A 21,032-nucleotide genomic window follows, 5' to 3' on the forward strand; every position below is an offset into this window, starting at 1 on the left:
AAATAAACTATTTAGATATGAAACTAATAAATAAAATATCAAAAGCCATTGCAGTAGTTACTGTAGCTTTATTATCATTCTCTTGCGAAAATGATACAGAAAACGTAATTGAAAAATATCCAACAATTGCAGAAACTTTAGAAAAAAACTCAACAAATGACTATACTGTTTTGGTAAAAGCATTAAAAGCAACTCAATTATTTGCTTTAACAACAAATCCAGGTTCATACACATTATTTGCGCCAAACAACGCCTCATTTTCAACTTATTCATCAACATTGATTCCTGCTGGAACATTGGTTGAAGCTACAGATTTTACAACATTATCTGCTGCACAATTAGCGGAACTAAAAAGAGTATTAATGAATCATTTTGTAGTAACTGGAACTTTAGCCTCAGATTTACCTGATGGCGGATATATCAAAACATATTCTCCATATTTACTTTCTACATCTATTGGATTAAGTGCATATGTAACTAAAACAAGTGGAATAGTAATTAACGGAGGAACAACAAACGGAGGAACAAAAGTAACTAAAGGTGATATTAATGCAAGTAACGGAGTTATTCATTATGTAGAGTCTGTTATGAAATTACCTACACTTGTTAGTACAGTAATTGCAAATCCAAATTTATCAACATTATTAACTGTTGTTACGGATCCTGCACAAGCTGCTGTGTTAGCTCAATTAACAACACCTGCGAGTAATACACAAATATTTGCACCAACCAATGCAGCTTTTACAACTGCACTTGCTACAGGTGGTTATTTAAATGGTAAATCTGCCGCTGATATTACAAAAATATTGCGTTATCATTTAGCTACCGCTGGCTCTTTTACTCAAACTGCGATTATTGGTACTTCTACTGGTAACATTAATAACGGAGCATCATCTGCAACATCATTTTTACCAACTGCAGCAACAACTGATGCTACAGTGACAACAAGAGTAAATTTAGGAACTTCAACTACTATTTTTCAAACTTTTAGAATTGAAAAAAATTCAGTGAAATTATTTGAAAACCCAGCTCTTACAGTACCCGCATCAAACATTAAAACCGTAAATATTCATACATCAAACGGAATAATCCATCTTATCGATAGAGTTTTACAGCCTGTACTTTAATTTAAATAAAAAATTTAGAGACCGTTTTGATTAATTTCAAGGCGGTTTTTTTTTATCTTATAAAATCTTACATTTACAAAAAAAAAGGATGGTATTAAGTAGGTTTTGGTTAGCGATTTTTATTTCGTCAATTGCATTTGTAATTATTGGATTATTTGCTGGAAATAGTTATTCTGTAGATTTTGTTTTAAACGGTAAAAAAGATGATCCGATTTTAATTTCTGAAAAATACTTAAAAGAAATTCCAGAGTTTATTCAAGATAGTATTCAAAAATCTGACGAAAAAACGTTTACTATAAATCGAGACACTTTAAATGCCGATACCACTTACGTATATAAAAGTCAAACCGTAAAAATATTTAGTGGCAAACAAAAATCAGATGGTTTATTGCCCACATGTAAATTCAGTTTGTTCGAAATCATTTTACCTTTAATTGCCTATTTAGCTTTTTTCTGTGGCTTAATGGAATTGCTAATTATTTCTGGAGCTTCGGAAAAATTAGCCAAAAAACTAAGTCCTGTTTTTGAAAAAGTTTTTCCTTCGATTCCAAAAAATCATGAATCGATTTCCTATATGACTTTAAATTTTGCAGCCAATTTTCTTGGATTAGATTCGGCCGCCACGCCTTTCGGATTAAAAGCCATGCAAAGTCTACAAGAATTAAATCCTGATAAAGACAAAGCCAGCGATGCACAAATTATGTTTATGTGTTTGCACGCTGCTGGTTTAACTTTAATTCCAACTTCAATTATTGGATATCGTGCAGCAGAACATGCGGCCAATCCAGCAGATGTGATGTTACCTTGTATTATCACATCTTTCATCGGAACAATTGCCGCGTTTTTATTGGTCGGAATTAGACAAAAACTAAACTTCAAAAGTTTTACATTATTAGGAGCCATTGGAATTATTGTAGGTGCAATAGCAGGTTTAATGTGGTATATCAATGGTTTAGATATAATTGGTAAAAATTATTTTACAGGAAATTTATCCGGTTTAATGTTAATTGGAATCATAGGTTTTACTTTAATATTTTCATTCATTCACGAAAAAAAATTCATCGAAAAAGAAACTACCATTTTCGATACTTTCGTAGAAGGTGCGAAAAATGGTGTGACTACAGGTGTGAAAATTTTCCCTTATGTAATGGGAATGTTAGTAGCCATTTCATTTTTTAGAAATAGCGGTTTGTTCGAAATTATAAGTAACGGACTATCCTTCGCTTTTTCAAACATTGGAGTTTCAAAAGACATTACGAATTCCTTACCAGTCGCCATGTTACGACCTTTTAGTTCAGGCGGTTCCCGTGGCTTTATGATTGATTCGATGAAAACTTTTGGCGTAGATTCGTTAACAGGAAGATTAAGTTGTATTTTCCAATGTAGTGCTGAAACAACATTTTACGTAATTGCCGTTTATTTTGGAAGTATAAACATCAAAAACACGCGCTACACTTTAGGAATGATGCTTTTAGTAGATTTAATTTGTGTAATTTCTGCTATTTTGGTGGCGAGTTGGTTTTTTGTGAAATAGTGTTTCTTTTCCTGCAAGGTTTCCAAAACCTTGTAGGTATTTCAAATAATACAAAATATGTTAAACAAACCAAACCTACAAGGTTTCAAAAACCTTGCAGGTTAAAAATATACGCCAAATGAAACTTGAAATTTTAGAAAAAGACAAAATTTATCATATTTACAATAGAGGAATTAATGGAGAACCTATTTTTACTTCCGATGAAAATAAAAGATATTTTTTGAAACTTTATTTGAAATATCTAGAAAACAAAGTTGAAACATTTGCATACTGTTTAATGGATAATCATTTTCATTTTGTAATTCGAATTAATAATGAAACAGAAGTAACACAAGCATTATCAAATTTATTTAATGCTTATGCAAAATCTTTCAATAAACAACAAAATAGAACTGGAAGTTTGTTTGAAAAACATTTCAAAAGAATTCAAATTGAAAATGAAGAATATTTAAAAAATGTCATTCAGTACATTCATTTAAATCCAAAACACCACTTAGATATGGATTATAAAAGTTTTACTTTTTCTTCCTACCTAACAATTCTTTCTAATAAAGCAACTAATTTATTAAGAAATGAAGTTATTCGTTTATTTGAAGACATCGATAACTTTATTTATTGTCACGATTTTAAAAATGAAGTTTTATCAGAAAAACAAAAGCTAGAATAAAAAAACCTACAAGGTTTTGAAAACCTTGCAGGTTAGAAAAATAATATTTCATAACTTTACATTTCAAAACACATACAAATGGACTTTATATATCAAGAACCGTATCCAATTTTAAAAGACGATACAACCTACAAAAAATTAACTTCAGATTTTGTAAAAGTGGAACAATTAGGCGACAGAGAAATCTTAGTCGTTGATCCAAAAGGTTTAGAATTATTAGCGCAAGAAGCTATGGACGATGTTTCTTTCATGTTACGTTCGGCACATTTACAAAAATTACGAAATATTATTGAAGACCCAGAAGCTACTGACAACGACCGTTTTGTAGCGTATAATTTATTACAAAATGCTGCTGTAGCAGTAGAAGGCCAATTACCTTCTTGCCAAGATACTGGAACTGCAATTGTAGTTGCCAAAAAAGGTGAAAACGTTTACACAGGTGTGGAAGATGGGGAATGGTTATCGAAAGGAATTTTCAATACCTACCAAAATAAAAATCTTAGATATTCGCAAATTGTTCCAATTTCGATGTTTGAAGAAAAAAATTCAGGTTCAAACTTACCAGCTCAAATTGATATTTACGCTAAAAAAGGAAATTCGTATGAATTCTTATTTTTAACAAAAGGTGGTGGTTCAGCTAACAAAACCTTCTTATATCAAAAAACAAAATCGTTATTAAACGACAAGTCTTTAGAAGAATTTGTTCGTGAGCGTATTATGGATTTAGGAACTGCTGCTTGTCCGCCTTACCATTTAGCTTTAGTAATCGGTGGAACTTCTGCGGAAGCGAATTTAGCGACTGTGAAAAAAGCATCAGCGGGATATTACGACAATTTACCAACTTCTGGAAACATGTCGGGTCAAGCTTTTCGCGATTTAGAATGGGAAAAAAGAGTACAACAAATTTGTCAAGAAAGTCAAATTGGAGCACAATTTGGTGGAAAATATTTAACACATGATGTTCGAGTGATTCGTTTACCACGTCACGCCGCTTCTTGTCCGGTTGGAATGGGAGTTTCTTGTTCGGCGGATAGAAATATCAAAGGAAAAATCAATAAAGATGGAATTTTCTTAGAGCAATTAGAAACGAATCCTGGTCAGTTTTTACCTGCAACAGCTCCACATTTAGAACCAGCTGTTGATGTGGATTTAAACAAACCAATGGCAGAAATTTTAGCAGAATTATCGAAATACCCAATCAAAACACGTTTGAAATTAAACGGAACATTGATTGTGGCAAGAGATATCGCTCACGCAAAAATTAAAGAATTATTAGACGCTGGACAACCAATGCCAGAGTATTTCAAAAATCATCCGGTTTATTATGCGGGTCCAGCTAAAACACCGGACGGCATGCCTTCAGGAAGTTTCGGACCAACAACAGCAGGAAGAATGGACGTTTATGTAGATGAATTCCAAGCGGCTGGTGGAAGTATGATTATGTTAGCCAAAGGAAACAGAAGCAAAGACGTAATGAACGCTTGCCATAAATATGGTGGCTTTTATTTAGGTTCGATTGGTGGACCTGCAGCGATTTTAGCAAAAGAAAATATCTTATCTGTAGAAGTAGTAGATTTTGAAGAATTAGGTATGGAAGCCGTTCGTAAAATTACAGTGAAAGATTTCCCAGCGTTTATTATTACAGATGATAAAGGAAATGATTTCTTTGCGAATCTTTAAAAAAGTTTTCAGTCTCAGTTTTCAGTTTTAAAAAATAAATACAAAAAAGCCCAAAAATTATTTTTGGGCTTTTTTGTATACTGAGACTGCGACTGAAACTTTATTCCACAAACAACACCAATCCTTTTAAGTAATGTCCTTCTGGATGGTAAATGTTGGTTGGATGATCTGGACCTTGTCCTAATTTGTGTAACACTCTAATGTTTCTTCCTGATTCGATGGCTGCTGCGGCAACTGTGTTGTAAAATAATACATCATCGATAACTTGCGAACAAGAGAACGTGAATAAAATTCCGTTTGGCGCTAAAGCTTTTAAACCTGCTATATTTAAACGTTTGTACGCTTGAGTTGCTGTATGTTTACTTTTGATGCTTTTCGCGAAAGCTGGTGGGTCTAAAACGATTACATCGTAATGTTGCGTGTGTTCTCTCATGAAATTAAACACATCATCGGCTACGGCTGTATGATTTGCTTTTGGAAAATTTAATTCCATATTGCTTGCGGCTAAATCAACAGCTTTTTGAGAAATGTCTACCGAAGTTACTAATTCTGCTCCTGCGTTCATCGCATAAATAGAAAAACCACCGGTGTAACAAAACGTATTTAATACTTTTTTACCTTTTGAAAATTCACCTAATAATTTTCTGTTTTCGCGTTGGTCTAAAAAGAAACCTGTTTTTTGACCTTCTACCCAGTTTACTGAAAATAGAATATTGTTTTCTCTTGCAACTGTATCGGCTTTAGTTCCGAATAAGAAATAATCAGTTCCTGTATTTGGAAGTGTTCCGGCACTTTTGCAATAAATCGTATCGCAATGGTTTGAGAAATTTGATTGAATCGCTTCAGCAATTTCTTTCATTTGAAGAAAAACACCAGTTGAATGGGCTTGAATCACCCAGTTTTTATCGTAATAATCGATGATTAATCCTGAAATTCCATCTCCTTCTCCATGAATCACACGGAAAGCATTCGTAACTTCAAAATCTAATAATTGCGTACGTAAATACCAAGCCGATTGCAATTTGTCTTTCCAAAAAGTTTCTGAAAAAACTTCCGTTCCGAAGGTTAAAATTCGAACCACGATACTTCCTTTATCACTGAAATATCCTGTTCCTAAATGGTTGTGATCTGAATCGACTACATCTACCATTTCCCCATCATTCAATTCTTGTGTCACGGCATAAACCGCACCACTAAAAACCCAAGGATGACGACGTTGAATAGATTTTTCTTTACCTTTTTTTAAAATTACTTTTGGAAAACTCATTGCTTATCTTTTTTGCAAAATTACTTTAACTTAATGGAATAAAAAAACGCCCCGAAATTCGAGACGTTTTAATTTAATATTTATTTAAAATTATTCTTTAATGAATTTTTTAGTAATCGATTTTTGACCGTCATTTATTTGTAAAATATAAACTCCAGCATTTAAATTAGAAACATTTAAGGAGTTATTTTCAATACTTCCAGATTTTACAACTTGTCCTAAATAGTTGATAACTGTATAGTTTAATTTAGTTGCACTATTTGTTTCAATGTTTAATATATCTCTTGTTGGATTTGGATATAAAGACACTATAGTTAATGCATCATTAGAATTGTTTTCTGCAAGAGTTGAAATCGTAGCAGTAGCTAAAATATTTACTGAATAATCTTCTACTTGTCCGTAAGATAAAGTTTCACATGAAGTTGGAATTCCGTTATATTTCATTGAAACTCTCATTCTTGTTGATCCAACAGTAGCAGTAGTTGGAACTGTGAAAGAACCTGAAGCTGTAGTTGCTGTAGAAGTTGCTTTTGAATATACTAATTCTCCAGCATCTGTAAATAATCCGTTTTTGTTGTAATCAATCCATACGGCATATCCTTCACTATAAACAGTAGATGTCCACGATGGAGTAATTGTAATGGTATTAGCTGTTCCTCTAGTTAAATTCGTAGATAAAGCTGTGAAATTTTCATATCCTGCAGTACCTGTTGAAGGATTATTAATTGTACCTAAAACAACTCTAGCAATTTTTTCATCTGCTGTACTACTACTTGTTGAAGCACAATAAGTAACTGCACTACCAGCTAAAGTAGTTACATTCACTACATTACTTGAAGCAGATAAATTATTCGCCGCATCTTTTGCTTTTACAGAAAAAGTATAAGCTGTAGAAGCCGTTAATCCTGAAGCTACATAATTTGTAGTTGTAACAGTTGCTAATAAAGTAGTTCCTCTGTATACATTATAACCTGTAACTGCCACATTATCTGTAGAAGCTGTCCAAGTTAAATTTGTAGAAGATGCTGTTGTTCCTGATGCTGCTAAACTTGCTGGTGTTGACGGCGCTGTAGTATCTGTTGAACCTGCATAAGCCGCTCCGACTCCAACAGCATACCATGCGTTTGTTGTTGCAATTACTTCTGGAGTTCCAGCTCCATATAAATCTATTGCAGATTGAATAGAACCTGTTCTAGCATTTGCGAAAGTTGAATTAGCAGATAAATAATTAACTTCTGTACGATAGGCAATTTTTGCCGCTTTATCAATAGTAATTCCTGTTACGTTAAATGCGTTTCCGATATCATTTGTACCCGATTTTCCAATTGATAAAATATAAAACCAGTGGTTCATAACACCAGAATTAGTATGTACACCACAATAATCATTGGTTTGAGTTGGAGTACAATTAGGATTTATCCAATACGTTCCGCCATAAGTATCAGGCTGCCCTTCTGCATTTGGATTACTCATAGAACGAAGTGCTGCATGTCCAGATCTCATTTCAATATCTTCACCAATTAACCAAGGTTGTTTGGTTGGAGCTGCGAAATATTCCACACAAGCTGCCCAGATATCTGAAAAACCTTCGTTCATCGCACCTGATTCTTTCTGATAGGCTAAATTTGCTGTGTTAGAACAAACAGCATGTCCGATTTCATGTGCTGCGACATCTAAAGATGTTAATGCGTTAAAACCACCTGTTCCGCTTCCATCTCCATAAGTCATTCTTGAACCATCCCAATAGGCATTATTATAATTTGAGCTATAATGAACATAACTGTTAATTTTTGCACCTGCATTGTTATAACTATTTCTAGTATGTTTAACACTAAAATAATCATACGTCATTTCTGCACCCCAATGTGCGTCTAAAGCCGCATTATCTTTATTGGTATTATTAAATTCTGCAGCTGTCCAATTATTATCAACATCAGTAAAATTTACCGCAGTAGAATAATTAGTTCCTTTTTTCATATTGTAAGTTTGTGCACCTCCACCTCTTGTATTATCAGATAAGATATAGGATGACCCGCTTAATAATGTTTGAATTTGTTGTGTTCCACTATAACGAGTTGCTGCATTTGCGGCAACAACTAGAGACGTGTTTTTAAACAAGTCAAAGCTTTGAGGTTTTTCTATGTTCTTAGTAAATGCTGTTTTTGTAGTTTTTGCACCATGCGCGTGTTCTCCTAAATGTTTAATAGTTGCGTTATAAAATAAAATTTCACCTGTATTAGCATCAATATACAAATCACCTCTACTAACTGGATTAGTGGCATAAATATCAAACTTATAAGCCAGTTTTACATTATCAAAATCTTGTTTTTTGACTTCAGCATCGATTATTGGTAAAAAAACCAATTCACCAACAGGCATTTGGTATTTAATACTTTCTGCTTCAACAGTATTTTCCCACATGTAACTTTTAGCGCCAGTGTAATTTTTTGCCATGATAAAAGCATCTTGAGCAGAAATTTGTGGTGCATTTGAAACATCCGGAATGTTGTAAAATTCTCCACTCATTGAAGTGACTTTTCCTTGTTTAGAATGAATAGAATACGTGGCGAATTCTACTTTAACACCTTTGTGAAATAATTGAAATTTCTCATGATTATATCCTAAATCGTCAATTTCAGTTGAAATAGAATTTAGAGATTGATGTGCTTTAAGGCCTAATTGATCTTTGAAAATTTGAGTAGAATTAGAACTTTTAAAATTCGAATTCTCATTAAATGTAATTAGACTAGGAATTCCATTACTGTTTACTTCTTTTTGTTTTACATGTTTGTCTGTCTCTTGGGCAAAAGCAACAAACGAAAACAATGTTAATGTGGCCAAGCCTACATTTCTAAAATTTTGTTTCATAATTAATGTTTTTTGGTTAGTTAGTCAATTCAGTAGTAGCTGAATGTTGAATCAAAACTATTTACTATTATTATAAAAACAAATTTTTTTATAAATTTTTATTGAATTATTAGTGTTTTTGTGTTTTTGTTGAATTTTCCTTAATTTTAAATAAATAAAAAAGCGACTAAAAAAGTCGCTTTTAAATAATAAAATTAAAAATATCTTATTCGATACTCATTTCTGGAATTTCACCTTCAATGATTAAATCTGCTTCTGTTGCTTTGATAATATCTTCCACTGAAACACCTGGTGCGCGTTCTAATAATTTGAAACCGTTTGGTGTGATTTCTAAAACCGCTAACTCTGTAACTACTTTTTTCACACAACCTACACCAGTTAATGGAAGGGTACATTTTTTAAGAATTTTAGATTCTCCCGCTTTATTCACATGCATCATAGCTACGATAATATTTTCTGCAGAAGCTACTAAATCCATGGCTCCACCCATTCCTTTTACCATTTTTCCTGGAATTTTCCAGTTGGCAATATCTCCATTTTCAGAAACTTCCATCGCACCTAAAATAGTTAAATCTACTTTTTGTGCACGAATCATTCCGAAACTAAAAGCTGAATCGAAGAAACTAGCTCCTGGTAAAGTGGTAATCGTTTGTTTTCCTGCGTTGATGATATCAGCATCTTCTTCTCCTTCAAAAGGAAAAGGTCCCATTCCTAAAACACCGTTTTCTGATTGAAATTCTACTGAAATATCGGTACGAACATAATTCGCAACTAAAGTTGGGATTCCGATTCCTAAATTTACATAGTAACCATCATTTACTTCTTGTGCGATTCTTTTTGCGATTTGATTTTTATCTAATGCCATTTTTTAAATGTGTCGATTTTCAATTTTCAATGTGCCGATTCTAATTTTCAATTTTTCAATATTCAATGTGCCAATAATTGACTAACTAAATATTGCCTCATAGGCACATTAACCAATTGGCTAATTATTTTTGTCTTACTGTACGTTGCTCAATTCTTTTTTCGAATTTCTCACCTTGGAAAATACGGTTGACCATAATTCCAGGAATGTGAATTTCATTTGGATTTAAAGTTCCAGCTGGTACTAATTCTTCTACCTCAGCAATGGTGATTTTTGCAGCACCTGCCATACAAGCATTAAAATTACGAGCGGTTCCTTTGAAAATCAAATTTCCTGCTTCATCACCTTTCCATGCTTTTACGATTGAAAAATCAGCTTTATATGCCAATTCCATTACATGCATTTTTCCGTTAAATTCACGGGTTTCTTTACCTTCTGCGACTTCCGTTCCGAAACCAGCTGGTGTAAAAAACGCAGGAATTCCGGCTTGAGCGGCACGACATTTTTCTGCTAAAGTTCCTTGAGGTGTAAGTTCTACATCTAATTCTCCTGAAAGCATTTGACGTTCGAATTCGGCATTTTCACCTACATAAGAAGAAATCATTTTCTTAATTTGACGTTTTTGCAATAGTAATCCTAAACCAAAATCATCTACACCTGCATTGTTTGAAATACAAGTTAAATCAGTTACATTTTTTTGCACTAATGCTGCAATACTATTTTCTGGAATACCACAAAGTCCGAAACCTCCTAGCATAATAGTTTGTCCGTCTTGAATTCCTTCAAGCGCTTCTTGTACGTTGTTTACTTTTCTTGAAATCATAATATAAATTATAGTCCGTCTATATCTTCTGTATCTGGTTGTGCATCAACTGGAACTGCTAAAGAATCTACTGCAGTAGAATCTACAACTGCTTTAGGTTCTGGTCCACAATCTACTTTAATAGACATGTTAGCAGGTCTTTTAAATGGTTGTTGTGAAATATTTAGCGTTGGATCTGCTAAACATTTTCGCATAAAAATCCCGTAAATTGGTAAGGCTGTTGTAGCGCCTTGTCCCATATTCGTACTTTCAAAATGCGCAGAACGGTCTTCATTTCCTACCCAAACTCCAGCGGCTAAATTTGGAACCATTCCAATAAACCATCCATCTGAATTGTTTTGAGAAGTTCCTGTTTTTCCGGCAACTGGTCCTTTAATATTATAAGGAACACCTGTTAAGAAGTTGGACGGAGCCGAAGCTGCCCAACGTAAACGAGAACCTGTACCTGATTCGGTAACACCTTCCATTAATTTAATAATAGAATACGCTACATCTTTATTTACGACATCGTGAGATTCTTCTACACCTTGGTAAATTACTACTCCGTTTTTATCTTCAATTTTCGTAATTAATTGTGGTTTGATATACACGCCTTCATTTGCGAAAGTACTAAAAGCGGCAACCATTTCTTCCACGGTAATTTCTACAGCTCCTAATGCAATCGCTGGACGATTCGGAATATCTGAAGAAACTCCTAAATTTTTGGCCATTTCCACAACTGCAGGCGCGCCTACTTCGTCAATTAAACGAGCTGAAACCGTGTTGATAGAATTCGCTAATGCTTTTTTCATAGAAACCAATCCACGGAATTTTCCATCCGAATTGTTTGGTGACCAATCTTTGTCATTATTATCTCCTTTTAAAATAGTAAATGGTGCATCCATTATCATATCACAAGGCGATTTTCCTAATCTGTCAATGGCTGTTGCGTATACAAATGGTTTAAAAGTTGAACCTACTTGACGCGCACCTTGACCTACGTGATCGTATTGGAAATATTTGTAATTAATTCCGCCCACCCAAGCTTTCACATGACCTGTTTGTGGCTCCATAGCCATCATTCCAGTTTGTAAAAAATGCTTGTAATAAAGGATAGAATCTTTAGGTTTCATGATAGTATCTCTTTCCCCTTTCCAAGTGAAGATTTTCATTTTGGCAGGAACTTCAAAAGATTGTTTAATTTCCGCATCTGATTTTCCGTTGATGCTCATAATACGCCATCTCTCTGAATTTTTCATCGCTGAGTTCATGATTTTCTGAGTTTCTTCAGGAGTAATATCTAAAAACGGAGCGGTTGGATTGTCTTTTTGTCTGCGGTTAAATTCTGGTTGTAAATTAGATAAATGTTCTTCAACTGCTTCTTCTGCATATTGTTGCATACGAGAATCGACAGTCGTATAAATTTTTAAACCAGCCGTGTACAAATCAATTTCTTCCCCTTTTTCTTCTTCAATAGCTTTGATGATAGGCTTTAAACTTTCACGTAAGTATTCTCTGAAATAAGTAGCTGTTCCTTCAGCGTGACTTTCTGGTTTGAAATTAATTTTTAATGGAAGTTTTTTAAGTTGTTCTGCTTTTCCTTCCGATAAATACTTGTTTTTCACCATTTGGTCTAAAACCGTATTTCTTCTGTTAAAAACTTTCTCTTTTCTTTTTTCTTTTGTTGGATTGAATAATGCTGGGTTTTTCAACATTCCGACAAAAAGAGCACTTTCTTCTATAGTTAAGTCTTTAGGTTCTTTACCCATATAAATTTTTGAAGCCGAACGAATTCCAACTGCACTATTTACAAAATCTACTTTGTTTAAATATAAGGCTATGATTTCTTGTTTGGTATATTGTCTTTCTAGTTTCGTAGCAATAATCCATTCTTTACATTTTTGAATGATACGAAAAGGTAAAAATTTTGAACCTTCGCCGTGAAATAAGTTTTTGGCTAATTGTTGTGTAATCGTACTTGCTCCACCACTTCTTCCTAAACTTGAAATCGCTCTCAAAGTTCCTTTTGCATCTACTCCAGAATGTTCGTAAAAACGCTCATCTTCAGTAGCGACTAAGGCATCCACTAAATGTTTTGGTAATTCTTGAAATTTTACCGGTGTTCTGTTTTCTTTATAAAATTTTCCTAAAGTAACGCCGTCAGAAGAAATAATTTCTGTGGCGATATTCGTATCTGGATTTTCTAATTCGTCAAACGAAGGCATTTTTCCGAAAAATCCCCACGACGCTAAAAGAAAAAATAATAAAACCCCACCAAAAGTGTAGCAGAATAATTTCCAAAATTTTCTTACGTAATCTGAATAATTGACTTGGGTGCTAGTAGTTGCCATATTCTTCTATTTATTTTCTTTTTTCAATTCTTAATCCTAAATCTGTAATTCCAACTAAATCTTGTACGCCTTGTACTTTTCCAGTTTGTCTTACAGCGTGTTCCACTTCTAACGTATATTTTCCGGCTTTTTCAAAACTGTAATTTTCTTTATACCACAGTTTGCTTTCTTTAATATCTGAAAAACCAGTTCCCATTAAAGTTCCGTCTGGATGTGCCATTTTATACTCTAAAGTATCTACTAAAACCTTTCCATCGGGTTGGTTTAAAGACACAATTAAAAATAAATTTTCATACGGATACTCGTTATTATTTCTCACATTTAAAAACAAATTGTACACTGCAGTCGTGTCTTTTTGTTCGAAAGTGAAAGTGGCTTTTTTGTTTTTCTTCCAAGTGCCATCAAATTCTTTGTATTCGTCGAAAACTTGCTTTTTATCGCAAGAAATTACGGTAAAAAGCAAGGCAAAAGGTAGTATTTTAAAAAAATTATTGTTCATTTTTCTTAAACGGTTTCTTTTTTCTTTTATTATTATTGTTCGATTTTTTCTTAGGTTGATCAAATCGTGTTAAACTATCTTGACCAACTACATTCTCGAATTTTTTCTCAATATTGACAGTAGAAACTTCTTCTACATAATCTTCTAATTGTGCGATTTTTTTCCCTTGTTTGTTTAAAGCTACAATTTCTTTAGCTTTATCTGCTTTGATAGTGTGCCAATGAGCTGGCGCGTTCGCATATGAAAACCACATTAGATTTTTGAAAATATCTATTTTTTGGCAATAGGCATCTCCTTTATCTGTAAGCAATTTAGTGTCCATATCTGGTAAACCTTTAAGTGCGTCTAAATACGTATCTAATTCGTAATTTAAACAACATTTTAGTTTCCCACATTGTCCGGCTAATTTTTGAGGATTTAGGGATAATTGTTGGTAACGCGCTGCTGAAGTATTCACACTTCTGAAATCGGTTAACCAAGAAGAACAACATAATTCGCGTCCGCAAGAACCAATTCCACCTAAACGTGCAGCTTCCTGACGGAAACCAACTTGTTTCATTTCAACACGGATTTTAAATTCACCCGCATATTCTTTAATCAATTGACGAAAATCGACACGATCATTTGCTGTGTAATAGAAAGTTGCTTTTGAACCATCACCTTGAAATTCGATATCAGAAATTTTCATTTCTAATTTTATTGCAATCGCAATTTCACGAGCTCGAACCTGAATAGCGTCTTCTTTATTTCTTACGCCATGCCAAATATCGATGTCTTTTTGTGTTGCTTTTCTGTAAATTTTAGGAACTTCCGCGTTGTCTTTAACGTGTTTTTTGTTCATTTGAACACGAACTAATTCACCTGTTAAAGAAACCAAACCTACATCGTGACCCGAAGAAGCTTCAGTTGCTACTACATCGCCAATGCTTAAAGTTAGTTTTTCGGTATTTCTAAAAAATTCTTTTCTTCCGTTTTTAAATCTTACTTCAACACAATCGAAAGGCGCTTGTCCGCCAGGCAAAGTCATATTTGCCAACCAATCGAAAACCGTTAATTTGTTGCAGCTATCGGTGCCGCAAGTCCCATTATTTTTACACCCCTTTGGTGCACCACCATCGGAAGTTGAACAACTTGTACATGCCATAATTATATATATTGATCGTCCCTTATGTGGAACTACTTTTCAAATGTTGATTTATTCTTTTTCAAATGTCATTTGGTATCGCATTCTTTTATTTGAACTTGTTTACAACAAGACTTTTTGAGTTGCGATTTCAAAGTTTGTTTTGAGCGTAAAGATAGCATTTTTTACCTTAATTTATAATTTTGCTTTTTGAAGTTTTTACAAACGAAAAAACCTGTTGCATAATACTAACGCAACAGGTTTGGTTTTCTTGTGGAATTGGGTCAATATTGGAATAATTTATAATAGTATTTTAGATATCCGTTACTTAAATAAATGAAAAGGAATTAGCTCATGACAAAAATGAAATTGATGAAGTTGATTCATAATTAACGGATTCTATTCTCATCTTCATTTATGTTTTTTTCACTAAATTCTGAGTTTTTTATTCTTCCAAAAGAATATCTAATTCCAAAAGAAATTTCATGTGTATCTGATAAATAATTTGACTTCGAGCTAATGTTATTTATGGTGAAATTTTCTTTGTAAACGAAATTTTTAAAAATATCATTGAAACCAAAAGTACAATCCCATTTTTTAAAAAATGTTTTAGAAATGGCTAAATCCATAATAAATTCGGGTTGTCTTCTTTCGTAAACACCTTCATATTGTGTTGTTAATCCCCAAACCGTGGTAGAAACTGTATACTCTTTAGGTAATTTAAACAAATGATTTGTATAGTAATACAGATAAGGTTTAGATTTGTTTTGTATGGCTAAATGGTCTTCAATTTTATTTAATATAAAACTCAAACTGTTATTTACTGTCCAAAATTTATAAGTAAAAGGAATCGTAAAATCTATCACAAAACCACTTTCTTTATCAAAATTCTTCTGACTAAAAGTTAAAATATTTAGAGAATTATCATACACAAAATCTCCATAAACTGGATTTGAATTTTTGTAATAACTCAAACGGATTGATTTATCCTTGTATTGAAAATTAGTGGCAACTTCATCTTTAATAGTTGGATCCAAATTGATATTACTTCCATAAATAAAATAAGGATTGATATAAGTAGCTCCTTGATTTGTAGCTGAATAATTAGGTCTAGTTATACTTTTCGAATAATTTATAGTAATCGTTTTCGAACTATCCATAGGAATATCAAGTTGTGCTTTTGGGAAAAAATTAGTGTACTCTTTTTTAATTAAAGGCAAACTTTCGTTTGTATATTTTCCAATAATATTGGTGTTTTCAATTCTAAAACCTGCCGAGTATTGAAGTTTTTTGACTTTACCAGAAACTTGAGCGTAACCTGAAATGTTTTGTTCTTTAAAATTATATTTCGATAGTGTTGAAGCCATATTATTAAAACTTAAAACATCTAAATCTGTTTTGGCATCAGCAGAAAGAAATAGTCCACCAACTTCTAATTTCATTTCATTTTTAAATGTTTTTTCTAAATCTGTTCTGCCTGAAATAACTGAAACATCAAATTTCTGATTTCTATTTTGTGTTCGTTCAAACTCATTATTATCATATCTGTTTTTAACTAAAGTAACCGTTTCTTGATTGAAATTAGAAAACTGAAAACCTGAAAACCATTGGGCATTTATTGATTTTATTTTCTTAGAATAATTTGCAAAGGAATTCGAATACACTCGATTGTTATCGTTGTTACTTTGTGTTAAAATAGTGTTTTCTATATTATCTTGTTTGTTGAAAGTTTTTGTATTTATACCAAAAACATCTTTCTGAATTCTTGCATTTCCACTGATAGAAAAATAATCATCTTCATTTATTTTGTAAAACAATCCACTTCCAAAAATAAACTGAGGTCTTTTAGTATAAGCTTCAACATCATAATTTGAAATAATATTTGCCTCTGGAATCTCATATTTTATATCATGCCTTTCCCAAATATTTAACTGATTGTAATTAAAATTACCTTTGATTTCTAATTTCTTTTTTTTGATACTTGCATTAATTCCTAAATAATTATTAAATCTTTTTTTGATTGAAGTTGTTTCTGTAATATCGATTTTAAATCCTTCTTTTTTACTTAATTTCCTTGTAATTAAAATCACAACTCTACCTTCTGCTTCATATTTAGCTGATGGATTATTTATAATTTCGATACTCTTAATTTCATCTACAGACAAAGTGTTTAAATCGTTTATACTCACTTTTTGATTGTCTATATAAAGTAATGGATTTCCTTTTCCAACAACACTAATAGTTTCTTTATTCGTACCAATAATTACGTTGGGTAATTTTGATAGTAAATCAATAGCATTAGGAACCGATTTTAAGATTAAATTGGCTACATCAATTTTTAAATTTCCATTTTTATTGGTGATGATTTTTTTATCATTTTTTATGACTATTTCTTCTATTTTTTTAGAAATTGTATCTTGTTCTATTTCATTTTGTGCCAATGCAAAACTTGGAAGTAGCAAACTAAACATTACTTTTAGTACATTTTTCATTATCTTTTATTTTATCTGTGCAAATATGTTTTCAAAATTTGAATATGAAAGTTAATGCTAGGTTAATGCTGAGTTAATGTCTTATTTATTCTATAAAATCACTTATTTTTGAAGCCATGAAGAAGAAGATCAACTTATTAATTCAGTTTTCTGTTGTAGTACTTATTGTGCTTTCAGTCATGCAATATTATTTGGTTAAAACTACTTATGATTACAAAGTAGCCCAATTAAGAGGAGAAGTAAAAACCAAAATTGCTGACATTACAAACGATTATAGTGATATCGATTCCACCATTTTCAACAAGAAAGACTTGTTATATCGGGAATTAGCTACGAATTATATTATTGATCCTAAAACCCGAAACAGAATTAAGAATTCTATCCTTCAAAATAAATTCAAAAAGGAATTAACTCATAAATTACAACTTAAATTTGAAAAAGAAATTCCCGATTTAAAACTAGATTTTGCCATTGTTCTCAACAAGTTTGTGCTTTATAATAACACTAAAATAGCAGATACCATTTTTGCGGAAAAGCCTATAATAGGAAATAAATTATATGGTGATTTAGAATCTTTAGACAATGCTTTTTTGGTACGAAATTATGTTGGCACAACAAGTGGAAAAGCCATGAGTTCAGATTTTAAATTACTTACCGAAGACGCTTTATATGTATCGATAACCAATTGGGAAGCTATTATTCTAAAAAGGATGGCCGTGTTGTTCTGCTTTTCAATTCTCTCAATTTTAACCCTAATTACCCTTTTTGTTATTGCTCTTAAAGCATTAATAAAGCAAAAAAAAGTAAGCGATGTTAAAACCGATTTTATCAATAATATTACACACGAGTTAAAAACACCTTTAGCCACTTTAGCCATTTCTACCAAAATATTAGAAAGAAAAGACATTCGAGAAAACGAAAATAATTTTAATAATTTAGTAGCAACAATTTCTCGCCAAAACAACCGCTTGCAAAAATTAATCGATCAAGTTTTAAACAATTCTCTTGAAGATAACGAAATAGAATTACAAAAAGAAAAGATTAATTCTGAAGTGTTTTTAAATTCAATTAGTAATGATTTCAAAATTTCTAATCCATCCATTTCAATTACAACTGAATTTTGTACCATAGAAACATTCTTATTTCTTGATAAATTTCATCTTACCACTGCCATTCAAAATGTATTAGAAAATGCCGTTAAATATGGATGCGATTCTATTATTATTCGAACTTCATTAAGTAACAATCAATTCAATATTAGTATTCAAGATGATGGAATTGGAATTTCTAAAAGCAACCATTCTCTACTTTTCGATAAATTCTATCGGGTAGAAGAAGGAAATCTTCACAACACAAAAGGCTTAGGTTTGGGTTTATATTATGTAAATCAGATCATAAAAGCACATAAAGGAACCGTTGCCGTAATTAGTGATTTAGGTAAAGGAGCTGTTTTTAATATTAGTCTTCCATCTGTTTAAACATATGAAAAAAGTACTACTTGCCGAAGACGATTTAGATTTTGCCGATGTTCTCAAACAATATCTTGAACTATATAATTATCAAATTACTTGGGCAAAAGACGGAGAAGAAGCCTTTTCCCTATTTCAAAAAGAAACTTTTGATATTTGTGTTTTTGATGTTATGATGCCAAAAATGGACGGATTTACACTAGCCGAAAAAATAATTAATAGCAATCCCGAAACACCATTTATATTTCTTACTGCTAGAAAACTAAAAGAAGACAAATTAAAAGGATTACAATTAGGTGCCGACGATTATATCGTAAAACCATTTGAAGCCGATGAATTGGTATTGCGACTAAACAATATTTTAAAAAGAGGAGCGCAAAAAAATCAAGTTACCATCTCGGTGAATGAAATTATGATTGGTAATTATATTTTTGAACCAAATAGATTGGAATTAAAATTAAATAATCATACTCAAAGACTTACAGAAAAAGAAGTTGCTTTAATTTTATTTTTTTTGAAAAACAAAAATCAACTCATCAAACGTAATGATATTTTACAAAGTGTTTGGGGAAATGACGATTTTTTTTCAGGAAGAAGTATGGATGTTTTTATAAGTCGAATTAGAAAATATTTTTCTGACGACAACCGAATTACTATCGAAAGTATCCGTAATGTAGGTTTAGAATTTAAGATTCAAAACTAAAAAAAACCTGCTGCATAATTAACGCAACAGGTTTGGTTTTCTTATGAATTTCGATTTATATTTTATAAATTTTATCCGATTCTCTTATTTTAAATGGTACGACAAACGTGACTTTATCACCCGATTTTGCAACCGTATTTTCTGTTCCATTTACGAACATCGTTCCTACTTCAATTTTTTGATTTCCTGTTGTTGGTCCGATGATATAAATCGTGTCGCCTGTTTTTAATTCTTCTTTTTCGATTAGAAATTGTCCAACTTGCGCTTTAGAAAAATAATGTTGCCCTTTCCCGATGTATAACTTTCTTTCTGTGGCAATTTTTCTTTTTCTGATTTGCGTAACCGCTGAAACTTTTACCGGTTTTTGAGCTAATTCTTCAAAAATATTTCTTTCTGAATTTTGTTTGAATTTTAAATCTGGTGATTTTCCTTTTTGAAAAATCATATTTCCGTTTTTAACCCCTTTTCTTAGTTTTTCTTGTTCTTCTAAAGGCAAATAAATCGTTTCTACACAAGTGGTAGAACAACAACTTTCCATTTTTTCCGCACAAGAATCGCACTGAATAAATAACAAATGACAGGCTTCATTCGCACAGTTTACATGCGTATCACAAGGTTCGCCACATTGGTGACATTGCGAAATAATATCGTCTGTAATTCTTTCACCCAAACGATGATCAAAAACGAAATTCTTACCAATGAATTTACTTTCTAAACCTTCTTCTTTAATTTGTTTGGCATAATTGATAATTCCACCTTCTAATTGAAAAACGTTTTTAAAACCTTGATGTTTGTAATACGCTGAAGCTTTTTCACAACGAATTCCGCCCGTGCAATACATGACTAAATTTTTATCTTCTTTGAAATCTTTTAATTGCTCATTGATAATCGGCAAACTTTCACGAAACGTTTCTACATCAGGTGTAATCGCACCTGTAAAATGTCCCACTTCACTTTCATAATGATTTCTAAAATCCACTACAATCGTATTTGGATCATCTAAAATAGCATTAAATTCTCTAGCATTTAAATGTACACCTTTATTCGTTACATCAAAAGTTTCATCATTCAAACCATCAGCAACAATTTTATTTCTAACTTTTATGGTTAATTTTAAGAAAGAATGATCGTCGTGTTCCACAGCAATATTCAAACGAATACCTTTCATGAAATCGTACTTTTCTAACGTTTCTCTGAAAGCATCAATATTTTCTGCAGGCACAGACATTTGCGCATTAATTCCTTCGGTAGCGACATAAATTCGGCCTAAGGCATCTAATTTATTCCACTTCAGAAATAAGTCGTTTCTAAATTGTGTTGGATTTTCAATTTTGGCATACGCATAAAAAGAAAGCGTTAATCTTTGACCAGCTTGATCAATTAACTTGGCTCTTTCTTCTGCGCTTAAGGTGTTATACAGTTGCATGCTATAAACATTTTAAGGTTAAAGACGGAATTCATCACGTCTGATACAGAAATAAATAAGGGAACTCTAATTGGAAGAATTCTGCTGCAAAGTTATAATTTTTTAGAAAATCACAAAACATATTAACAATGTTTGTTCCGATTAAAAAATTCTGTATTT

15 protein-coding genes are annotated in these 21,032 nt (G+C 32.2%); 6 read left to right on the top strand and 9 right to left on the bottom strand.

The window, feature by feature from the left end; translation table 11 throughout:
* Nucleotides 1-17: 17 nt before the first annotated feature.
* From G6N05_RS10500 to G6N05_RS10515, 4 genes are all read left to right on the top strand, one after another.
* The gene (locus G6N05_RS10500) at nucleotides 18-1,127 is read left to right on the top strand and encodes a fasciclin domain-containing protein (RefSeq protein ID WP_166128374.1); all 1,110 of its coding nucleotides are present in this window, start codon (nucleotides 18-20) and stop codon (nucleotides 1,125-1,127) included.
* 88 nt (nucleotides 1,128-1,215) lie between these two features.
* A complete protein-coding gene (locus G6N05_RS10505) occupies nucleotides 1,216-2,661 on the top strand; it encodes a nucleoside recognition domain-containing protein (RefSeq protein WP_166128377.1) in 1,446 nt (481 codons plus the stop codon).
* Nucleotides 2,662-2,779: 118 nt separating this feature from the next.
* Nucleotides 2,780-3,328, top strand: a complete 549-nt coding sequence (locus G6N05_RS10510) for a transposase (RefSeq protein ID WP_166128380.1) — start codon at nucleotides 2,780-2,782, stop codon at nucleotides 3,326-3,328.
* Nucleotides 3,329-3,406: 78 nt separating this feature from the next.
* A complete protein-coding gene (locus G6N05_RS10515) occupies nucleotides 3,407-5,008 on the top strand; it encodes a fumarate hydratase (protein ID WP_166128384.1) in 1,602 nt (533 codons plus the stop codon).
* Between the two features lie 100 nt (nucleotides 5,009-5,108).
* Here the strand turns inward: G6N05_RS10515 and G6N05_RS10520 are convergent, their stop codons facing one another.
* From G6N05_RS10520 to G6N05_RS10555, 8 genes are all read right to left on the bottom strand, one after another.
* The gene (locus tag G6N05_RS10520) at nucleotides 5,109-6,275 is read right to left on the bottom strand and encodes a class I SAM-dependent rRNA methyltransferase (protein ID WP_166128387.1); all 1,167 of its coding nucleotides are present in this window, start codon (nucleotides 6,273-6,275) and stop codon (nucleotides 5,109-5,111) included.
* 90 nt (nucleotides 6,276-6,365) lie between these two features.
* Nucleotides 6,366-9,143: a M4 family metallopeptidase gene (locus G6N05_RS10525; protein ID WP_166128390.1), complete on the bottom strand. Its 2,778-nt coding sequence runs from the start codon at nucleotides 9,141-9,143 to the stop codon at nucleotides 6,366-6,368.
* 205 nt (nucleotides 9,144-9,348) lie between these two features.
* On the bottom strand, nucleotides 9,349-10,008 hold the full coding sequence (locus G6N05_RS10530; RefSeq protein ID WP_166128393.1) for a CoA transferase subunit B: 660 nt from the start codon (nucleotides 10,006-10,008) through the stop codon (nucleotides 9,349-9,351).
* Nucleotides 10,009-10,132: 124 nt separating this feature from the next.
* On the bottom strand, nucleotides 10,133-10,831 hold the full coding sequence (locus G6N05_RS10535; RefSeq protein ID WP_166128396.1) for a CoA transferase subunit A: 699 nt from the start codon (nucleotides 10,829-10,831) through the stop codon (nucleotides 10,133-10,135).
* Nucleotides 10,832-10,839: 8 nt separating this feature from the next.
* On the bottom strand, nucleotides 10,840-13,161 hold the full coding sequence (locus G6N05_RS10540; RefSeq protein WP_166128400.1) for a penicillin-binding protein 1A: 2,322 nt from the start codon (nucleotides 13,159-13,161) through the stop codon (nucleotides 10,840-10,842).
* Nucleotides 13,162-13,171: 10 nt separating this feature from the next.
* On the bottom strand, nucleotides 13,172-13,660 hold the full coding sequence (locus tag G6N05_RS10545; protein WP_166128405.1) for a gliding motility lipoprotein GldH: 489 nt from the start codon (nucleotides 13,658-13,660) through the stop codon (nucleotides 13,172-13,174).
* Nucleotides 13,650-14,804, bottom strand: coding sequence for a PSP1 domain-containing protein (locus tag G6N05_RS10550; RefSeq protein WP_166128409.1), 1,155 nt, complete (start codon nucleotides 14,802-14,804; stop codon nucleotides 13,650-13,652). The genes G6N05_RS10545 and G6N05_RS10550 overlap by 11 nt, the downstream gene beginning before the upstream one ends.
* A gap of 368 nt (nucleotides 14,805-15,172) precedes the next feature.
* Nucleotides 15,173-17,275 (bottom strand): outer membrane beta-barrel family protein, encoded by a 2,103-nt coding sequence (locus G6N05_RS10555; protein ID WP_166128413.1) that lies wholly within the window; start codon nucleotides 17,273-17,275, stop codon nucleotides 15,173-15,175.
* Nucleotides 17,276-17,391: 116 nt separating this feature from the next.
* Between G6N05_RS10555 and G6N05_RS10560 the strand changes: the two genes are divergently transcribed.
* Together G6N05_RS10560 and G6N05_RS10565 are read left to right on the top strand one after the other, a co-directional pair.
* A complete protein-coding gene (locus tag G6N05_RS10560; RefSeq protein WP_166128418.1) occupies nucleotides 17,392-18,753 on the top strand; it encodes a sensor histidine kinase in 1,362 nt (453 codons plus the stop codon).
* Nucleotides 18,754-18,757: 4 nt separating this feature from the next.
* The gene (locus tag G6N05_RS10565) at nucleotides 18,758-19,447 is read left to right on the top strand and encodes a response regulator transcription factor (protein ID WP_166128421.1); all 690 of its coding nucleotides are present in this window, start codon (nucleotides 18,758-18,760) and stop codon (nucleotides 19,445-19,447) included.
* Nucleotides 19,448-19,502: 55 nt separating this feature from the next.
* Here the strand turns inward: G6N05_RS10565 and trhO are convergent, their stop codons facing one another.
* Nucleotides 19,503-20,873: an oxygen-dependent tRNA uridine(34) hydroxylase TrhO gene (trhO, locus tag G6N05_RS10570; RefSeq protein ID WP_166128425.1), complete on the bottom strand. Its 1,371-nt coding sequence runs from the start codon at nucleotides 20,871-20,873 to the stop codon at nucleotides 19,503-19,505.
* Nucleotides 20,874-21,032 lie beyond the last annotated feature (159 nt).

The organism is Flavobacterium bernardetii (assembly GCF_011305415.1).
Taxonomy (GTDB): Bacteria; Bacteroidota; Bacteroidia; order Flavobacteriales; family Flavobacteriaceae; genus Flavobacterium; species Flavobacterium bernardetii.

Bases quoted from the DNA above. Each gene is read 5' to 3' on its own strand.
- G6N05_RS10500 (WP_166128374.1), top strand. From the start codon at position 18: ATGAAACTAATAAATAAAATATCAAAAGCCATTGCAGTAGTTACTGTA.
- G6N05_RS10505 (WP_166128377.1), top strand. From the start codon at position 1,216: ATGGTATTAAGTAGGTTTTGGTTAGCGATTTTTATTTCGTCAATTGCA.
- G6N05_RS10510 (WP_166128380.1), top strand. From the start codon at position 2,780: ATGAAACTTGAAATTTTAGAAAAAGACAAAATTTATCATATTTACAAT.
- G6N05_RS10515 (WP_166128384.1), top strand. From the start codon at position 3,407: ATGGACTTTATATATCAAGAACCGTATCCAATTTTAAAAGACGATACA.
- G6N05_RS10520 (WP_166128387.1), bottom strand. From the start codon at position 6,275: ATGAGTTTTCCAAAAGTAATTTTAAAAAAAGGTAAAGAAAAATCTATT.
- G6N05_RS10525 (WP_166128390.1), bottom strand. From the start codon at position 9,143: ATGAAACAAAATTTTAGAAATGTAGGCTTGGCCACATTAACATTGTTT.
- G6N05_RS10530 (WP_166128393.1), bottom strand. From the start codon at position 10,008: ATGGCATTAGATAAAAATCAAATCGCAAAAAGAATCGCACAAGAAGTA.
- G6N05_RS10535 (WP_166128396.1), bottom strand. From the start codon at position 10,831: ATGATTTCAAGAAAAGTAAACAACGTACAAGAAGCGCTTGAAGGAATT.
- G6N05_RS10540 (WP_166128400.1), bottom strand. From the start codon at position 13,161: ATGGCAACTACTAGCACCCAAGTCAATTATTCAGATTACGTAAGAAAA.
- G6N05_RS10545 (WP_166128405.1), bottom strand. From the start codon at position 13,660: ATGAACAATAATTTTTTTAAAATACTACCTTTTGCCTTGCTTTTTACC.
- G6N05_RS10550 (WP_166128409.1), bottom strand. From the start codon at position 14,804: ATGGCATGTACAAGTTGTTCAACTTCCGATGGTGGTGCACCAAAGGGG.
- G6N05_RS10555 (WP_166128413.1), bottom strand. From the start codon at position 17,275: ATGAAAAATGTACTAAAAGTAATGTTTAGTTTGCTACTTCCAAGTTTT.
- G6N05_RS10560 (WP_166128418.1), top strand. From the start codon at position 17,392: ATGAAGAAGAAGATCAACTTATTAATTCAGTTTTCTGTTGTAGTACTT.
- G6N05_RS10565 (WP_166128421.1), top strand. From the start codon at position 18,758: ATGAAAAAAGTACTACTTGCCGAAGACGATTTAGATTTTGCCGATGTT.
- trhO (WP_166128425.1), bottom strand. From the start codon at position 20,873: ATGCAACTGTATAACACCTTAAGCGCAGAAGAAAGAGCCAAGTTAATT.